A 6,516-nucleotide genomic window follows, 5' to 3' on the forward strand; every position below is an offset into this window, starting at 1 on the left:
GCCGCGGGTCACAGCAGGGCGGGTTGCAGCACGGTCAGCCGCCGCTCGTCGGCGTCCAGCTCTGCTGCTGTTCCGAGCGGAACGGTCAGCTGCCGCGGGCAGTGCCCGAAGCCGAGCTCCCAGATCACCGGGACGCCGAGCCCGCCGAGCAGGTCGTCGAGCATCTTGCGGACGTCCTCCAGCGGTCCGCACTCCACCCAGGACCCCAACGCGATGCCGGTGGCGTTGTCGAACCACCCGGCCCGCAGCAGTTGGGTGACGAAGCGGTCGAGCCGGTAGGGCTCCTCGGTGACGTCCTCCAGCAGCGCGATGCCCTGCGGCGGGGGCTCGGGGGCGTCCGCGGTGCCCAGCGCACCGGCGAGCAGGCTGAGGTTGCCGCCGTAGGTGATGCCCGTGGCGCGGCCGGGCACCAGTGCGCTGGCGCCGGGGGAGGTCAGCGCGGTCACCGAATGCGGCTCGAACAGGGTGCGGCGCAGGTGTTCCCGGGCGGGTTCGTCCTCGGTGAACGCCTTGGTCGCGATCATCGGTCCGAAAACGGTGACCAGCCCGAGGTGTTTGGCGAAGGCGTCGTGCAGGGCGGTGATGTCGCTGGAGCCGACGAGGACTTTCGGGTCGGCTGCCGCCATCTTGTCCCAGTCGAGGTGCTCCAGCACGCGCATGCTGCCGTAGCCGCCGCGAGCGCACAGCACGGCTTTGACCTCCGGGTCGCACCAGGCGTTCTGCAGGTCCTCGGCCCGGTCGGCGTCGGTACCGGCGAGGTAGTCCAGTTCCGGGTGCCGGTCTCGCACGTGGTCGCCGACCTTCACCTGCAGCCCCCACTGCTGCAACTGGTCGATGCCGGTCTCCAGCAGTTGGTCGGGAACCGGTCCGGCCGGGGCGACGACGGCGACTGCGTCGCCGCGCTGCAGGCGGGGCGGGCGGCGGCGGTCTTGCATGTCCATCGGAAGCCTTCCGTGATCTCGATTACCCGCAGCGTAGGCGTGGGTGGCGATTCCGCTCACGTTCGCCTTGGGTGAACATCTTGCCGGAGCGGGGTGCCAGCCGCCGAGGAATGGCGTTTTGGCCGGTCACCGGTGTCCGCTTTGGCTACGGTGATGAACGAAATGGGGGCCAGTCGCGCGCTGCCGTTGCTCGGTGGCCTAGTGTCGAGGTTGTCATGGCTCGTGTCATCCACGTTTTTCGCCAGCCTGACCGGTTCGTCGCGGGGACGGTCGGGCCGCCGGGCGAGCGCACCTTCTACCTGCAGGCGACCGAAGACGTCCGCACGGTGAGCGTGCAATTGGAGAAGCAGCAGGTTTCCGTGCTCGCCGAGCGGATCGGCGCGCTGCTGGACGAGGTGCAGCGCCGGTTCGACACGGAGTTACCGCTGGAGGTTCCCGAGGAGCTGATCGACACCGATCCGCTGGAAGTCCCGGTCGAGGAGGAGTTCCGGGTCGGCACCATGGGGCTGGGCTGGGACGCCGAGACCGGCGCGGTCGTCGTCGAACTGCTGGCGCTCACCGAGGAGGAGATCGACGAGTCCGTGGTGCTCGACGACACCGAGGAAGGACCGGACGCCCTGCGGGTCTTCCTCACTCCCGAGTACGCGCGTGCGTTCGTCGAACGAGCCGAACGGGTGGTGAACGCCGGGCGCAAACCCTGTCCGCTGTGCGGTGAACCGCTCGATCCGGCTGGGCACATCTGCCCGCGCCAGAACGGTTACCGCCGCTCGGAAGGGATCTAGCGAGGCGTGTCCGGAGAGGTGTGCGAGCTGCTTCGCAACGGCCGGCTGCAAGTGCAGGGGCGGCTCGTCGAAGCCTCCAACGCGACGCTGCTGTGCTCCGCGGAAGCCGACGGGGCGTCCATCGATTGCGTGTACAAGCCGATCCGGGGGGAACGCCCGCTGTGGGACTTCCCGGACGGGACGCTGGCCGGTCGGGAAGTGGCGTCGTACCTGTTGTCCGAGGCCATCGGGTGGGGGTTGATCCCTCCGACGGTGCTGCGGGACGGTCCGTTCGGCCCCGGCATGGTGCAGTTGTGGATCGACGCGGACGAGGAGAACCCGCTGGTCGACGTGCTCCCTCCGGAGGAGCTGCCGCAGGGCTGGTTGCCGGTGCTGCACGCCCAGGACCCCGATGGCGACGTGGTGGTGCTCGCCCACGCCGACGACCGGCAGCTGCAGCGGTTGGCCGTGCTCGACGTCGTGCTCAACAACGCCGACCGCAAGGGCGGGCACATCCTGCGCACCGCCGACGGCCGGGTGTTCGGTGTGGACCACGGGGTCTGCTTGAACACCGACGACAAGTTGCGGACCGTGCTGTGGGGGTGGATCGACCAGCCCCTGCCGGAAGAAGCGGTGGAGCAGCTCGGGGTGTTGCGGGCCGAGCTGGAAGGACCGTTGGCCGAAGAGCTGACCCAGCACATCACCCCGAAAGAGGTCAAGGTGCTGATCGCGCGCATCGAACGGCTGTTGGAGCAAGGGGTTTTCCCCGCGCCGTCCGGTGACTGGCCGGCCATCCCGTGGCCCGCGCTGTGAGCTGCCGCGCCACCGCCTGTGCGGTGGTCGGGGCGCGGCAGGCACTCTGGTCGGGTGAGTGCTGAGCGTTCGTACCCGGTGGTCCAGAAGTCCTACGCAGACCGGTTGAGCGTGCCGCTGCCCGGATTCCGCGACGTCATGCGGCTGATGTGGACCGGGGGTTTCCGAGATCGGGTACCAGATCCCGACCGGATTCCGGTGCTGCGCACCGGTTTGAGCCCGGTGCAGCGCACCGACACGGCGTTGACCTGGGTGGGGCACTCCACCTACCTGGTCCGGATGTCCGGGGTGAACCTGCTGACCGATCCGGTCTGGTCGACCCGCATCCCGGGGGTGCCGCGCAGGCTCACCCCGCCCGGGGTCGCCTTCAGCGAACTGCCCCCGGTGGACGCGGTGCTGATCAGCCACAACCACTACGACCACCTGGACGCGCCCACGGTCCGCCGGTTGTCCCGCGACGTGCCGGTGCTGGTGCCCGCCGGGTTGGGCCGGTGGTTCCGGCGTCGCGGGTTCACCGAGGTGATCGAGCTGGACTGGTGGCAGTCGGCGGAGGTGGCCGGGCTGCGGTTCGACTTCGTTCCGGCCCAGCACTGGAGCAGGCGCACCATCTGGGACACCTGCCGGACCCTGTGGGGAGGTTGGGTGGTCACCGGACCGGATTCCCGGGTCTACCACGCGGGGGACAGCGGCTACGGACCGCACTTCGCCGAGATCGGCCGCCGCTACCCGGGGATCGACGTGGCGATGGTGCCGATCGGCGCCTACGCCCCGCGCTGGTTCATGCGGCCGGTGCACATGAACCCGGAGGAAGCGGTGCAGGCCACGATCGACCTCGGGGCGCGGTGCGCGGCGACCATGCACTGGGGGACGTTCGTGCTCACCCGCGAGCCGGTCACCGAACCGTTGACCCGGGTGCGCAAGGCGTGGCGGGACGCCGGTCTGGACGGCGACCGGCTGTGGGACCTGGCGGTGGGGGAGACCAGGTCGCTGCCGGAACAGCGGTGAGGATTCCCGGATCCGCGCGGGAGTCCGCGGAGGCCCCTCGCCGGAGCCTCCGCGGACCGGCGCTCAGTCCACCAACGCCTGGTAGATGAGCTGGTGCAGCTGGGAACGGATCGGCAGCGCGCTGGAGGGCATCAGCTGGGTCATGAAGACCACCGTGAGCTCTTCCGCGGGGTCCACCCAGAACGCGGTGCTGGCCAGACCGCCCCAGGAGAACTCCCCCGGGGAGCAGATGACCCTGCTGGGCACCGGGTCGTCCACCACGGCGAAGCCGAGGCCGAACCCCTTGCCGGCGTTGCTGACTTCGGAGAACGAGCCGAGCGCGATGGACTCCAGGTCCGCGCCGCCGGGCAGGTGGTTGCGGGTCATGTAGCGCACGGTGCGGTTGCTCAGCAACCGGGTGCCGTCCAGTTCACCGCCTTGCAGCAGCATTTGCAGGAACCGGTGGTAGTCGTAGGCGCTGGAGATGAGCCCGCCGCCGCCGGAAAGGGCCTTCGGCTGCTGGAAGGCGATCTGGTGCGCTTCCTGGTGCCGGGGGTGCGGGTGGGCGCGGCCGTCCTTGCCCGCCACGTACAGCGTGGCCAGCCGGTCGCCGTCGGCCTTGTCGATGGCGAAGCCGGTGTCCTTCATGCCCAGCGGCTCGAAGATCCGGGTCCGGAAGAACTCGTCGAGCGACTGGCCGGAGGCCACTTCGACGACTCGGCCGAGCACGTCGGTGGCCACCGAGTAGTTCCACGCCTGGCCCGGGTCGAACAGCAGTGGCATCGAGGCCCACTCGTCGCAGCAGCCCTGCAGGTCGAGGTGGTCGGCCATGCCGTACTCGAAGCCGGCGCGCCGGTAGAGCTCGTCGACCGGGTGCAGGTAGTGGAAGGCGTAGGTCAGGCCTGCGGTGTGGGTCAGCAGGTGCCAGACCTGCATTTCGGTGGTGGCCGGTCGGGTTTGCGGCTGTTGGGCGGTTCCCCCGGTGTAGACCCGCAGGTCGGCGAAGGACGGGATGAACTTGCTCACCGGGTCGGTGAGCTCCAGGGCGCCTTCCTCGTACAGCATCATCGCTGCCACCGAGGTCACCGGTTTGGTCATCGAGTAGATGCGGAACAGCGTGTCCGGCTGCACCGGGGCGCCGCTGGCCATGTCCTGGGCCCCGTAGGTGGACAGGTGCGCGATCTTCCCGCGTCGAGCCAGCAGGATCAGCCAGCCGGGGAGCCGTCCGCCGTCGACGTACTTGGCGAAGTGCTTGTCGAGCCGTTCCAGGCGTGCCGGGTCGAATCCGACTTCGCCGGGATCTACCTCGATCTGCAGTGACACGTGACCCTCCCGTCTCCGCGCAACTACCGCGTTCGCAGTACGACTCATACAGTCATACATGAATATTTTTCGTCCCGGGAGGCGAGCAACCTGCGGCCGCGCCGGGTAGCGTCGGAAAAGTGACATCGATCCCAGCACCGCCAACAGACTTACCCCGCACTGCCGGGCAGCTGCGGGCAGCTGGTCACCGCCCGCGCGGCCTGAAGACCGAGATCCGGGAAAACCTGCTGGCCGCCCTGCGCGACGGGCGCCCGCTGTGGCCGGGCATCGTCGGTTTCGATCGAACAGTACTCCCACAGCTCGAGCGGGCGCTGATCGCCGGACACGACGTGGTCCTGCTCGGTGAGCGAGGCCAGGGCAAGACCCGACTGCTGCGCAGCCTGGTCGGCCTGCTGGACGAGTGGACCCCGGTGATCGAGGGGTCGGAGCTGGGCGAGCACCCCCTGCAGCCGATCACCCCGGAATCCCGCCGGCGAGCCGCGGAGCTGGGGGACGAGCTGCCCGTCGCCTGGCGCCACCGCAGCGAGCGGTACGTGGAGAAGCTCGCCACCCCCGACACCTCGGTCGGCGACCTGGTCGGAGACGTGGACCCGGTCAAGGTCGCCGAAGGGCGCTCGCTGGGAGACCCGGAGACGATCCACTACGGGCTGGTCCCGCGGGCCCACCGGGGCATCGTGACCATCAACGAGTTGCCGGACCTGGCCGAACGGATTCAGGTTGCGCTGCTGAACGTGATGGAGGAGCGGGACATCCAGATCCGCGGCTACAGCTTGCGGCTGCCGCTGGACGTGCTGCTCGTCGCCACGGCCAACCCGGAGGACTACACCAACCGGGGGCGGATCATCACTCCGCTGAAGGACCGGTTCGGCGCGGAGATCCGCACGCACTACCCCTTGGACGTCGCCGACGAGGTGCAGCTGATCCGGCAGGAAGCGGAGCTGCCGGCCGAAGTCGGGGACCACCTGCTGGAGATCATCGCCCGGTTCGTGCGCTACCTGCGGGAATCCACATCGGTGGACCAGCGGTCCGGGGTTTCCGCCCGGTTCGCCATCGCGGCCGCCGAAACCGCGTCCGCGGCAGCCCTGCACCGGGCGGCGCTCACCGGCGAGCACCCGGCCGTGGCCCGCCCGGTGGACTTGGAGGCGGTCCCCGCGGTGCTGCGCGGGAAGATCGAGTTCGAGGTGGGCGAAGAGGGGCGCGAGGACGAAATCCTGGGCTACCTGCTGCGCCGCGCGACAGCCGATGCGGCGCGGTCCATGTTCGCCGGCCTCGACCTGCAGCCGTTGTGCGACGCGGTGGCCGACGGGCACCCGGTGGCCACCGGCGAGCGGGTCACCGGGCAGCAACTGCTGTCGGCCCTGCCGGAACTCCCCGTGCTGCACGGGGTGGTCGAACGGGTCGGCGTGGCGGTGACCGACCCACCGGGCCGGATCGCCAGTGCGGTCGAACTGGCGCTGGAGTCGCTGTACCTGGCCCGGCGGATCGGCAAGGACGACGAGAGCGGAAGAGCGGTCTACACCGGATGACACGGCGATTCCACTACGGAGCCTGGCGCGGTGGCCCGGACCCGCTCGAGCCACCGGTGGACTTGCGCGAAGCGCTGGACCAGCTCGGTCGCGACGTGCTGAGCGGGTGGGCGTTGACCCGCGTGGTCGAGCGCCCGGCGCACAAGTTCCTGATGCAAACCTACGAGC

At 69.7% G+C, this 6,516-nt stretch carries 6 protein-coding genes; 4 read left to right on the top strand and 2 right to left on the bottom strand.

Annotated features, from left to right (window positions below):
- Nucleotides 1-8: 8 nt before the first annotated feature.
- Nucleotides 9-941: a S66 peptidase family protein gene (locus SREC43747_RS0113925; RefSeq protein WP_029721891.1), complete on the bottom strand. Its 933-nt coding sequence runs from the start codon at nucleotides 939-941 to the stop codon at nucleotides 9-11.
- A gap of 215 nt (nucleotides 942-1,156) precedes the next feature.
- Here SREC43747_RS0113925 and SREC43747_RS0113930 point away from each other — a divergent pair, with 215 nt between their 5' ends.
- The 3 genes from SREC43747_RS0113930 to SREC43747_RS0113940 are packed head-to-tail and all read left to right on the top strand — an operon-like array spanning nucleotide 1,157 to nucleotide 3,520.
- Nucleotides 1,157-1,723 (top strand): DUF3090 domain-containing protein, encoded by a 567-nt coding sequence (locus SREC43747_RS0113930; protein ID WP_029721892.1) that lies wholly within the window; start codon nucleotides 1,157-1,159, stop codon nucleotides 1,721-1,723.
- An 18-nt stretch (nucleotides 1,724-1,741) separates the two neighbouring features.
- A complete protein-coding gene (locus SREC43747_RS0113935; RefSeq protein ID WP_236623195.1) occupies nucleotides 1,742-2,515 on the top strand; it encodes an SCO1664 family protein in 774 nt (257 codons plus the stop codon).
- Between the two features lie 54 nt (nucleotides 2,516-2,569).
- Nucleotides 2,570-3,520 carry an MBL fold metallo-hydrolase gene (locus SREC43747_RS0113940; protein WP_051388023.1) on the top strand — a complete coding sequence of 317 codons (951 nt, stop codon included), beginning with the start codon at nucleotides 2,570-2,572 and terminating at the stop codon, nucleotides 3,518-3,520.
- A 63-nt stretch (nucleotides 3,521-3,583) separates the two neighbouring features.
- Here the strand turns inward: SREC43747_RS0113940 and SREC43747_RS0113945 are convergent, their stop codons facing one another.
- On the bottom strand, nucleotides 3,584-4,870 hold the full coding sequence (locus SREC43747_RS0113945; RefSeq protein WP_051388024.1) for a serine hydrolase domain-containing protein: 1,287 nt from the start codon (nucleotides 4,868-4,870) through the stop codon (nucleotides 3,584-3,586).
- A gap of 71 nt (nucleotides 4,871-4,941) precedes the next feature.
- Here SREC43747_RS0113945 and SREC43747_RS0113950 point away from each other — a divergent pair, with 71 nt between their 5' ends.
- Nucleotides 4,942-6,348 carry an ATP-binding protein gene (locus tag SREC43747_RS0113950; RefSeq protein WP_152528420.1) on the top strand — a complete coding sequence of 469 codons (1,407 nt, stop codon included), beginning with the start codon at nucleotides 4,942-4,944 and terminating at the stop codon, nucleotides 6,346-6,348.
- Nucleotides 6,349-6,516: the final 168 nt, after the last annotated feature.

This window comes from Saccharopolyspora rectivirgula DSM 43747 (assembly GCF_000497205.1).
Lineage (GTDB): Bacteria > Actinomycetota > Actinomycetes > Mycobacteriales > Pseudonocardiaceae > Saccharopolyspora > Saccharopolyspora rectivirgula.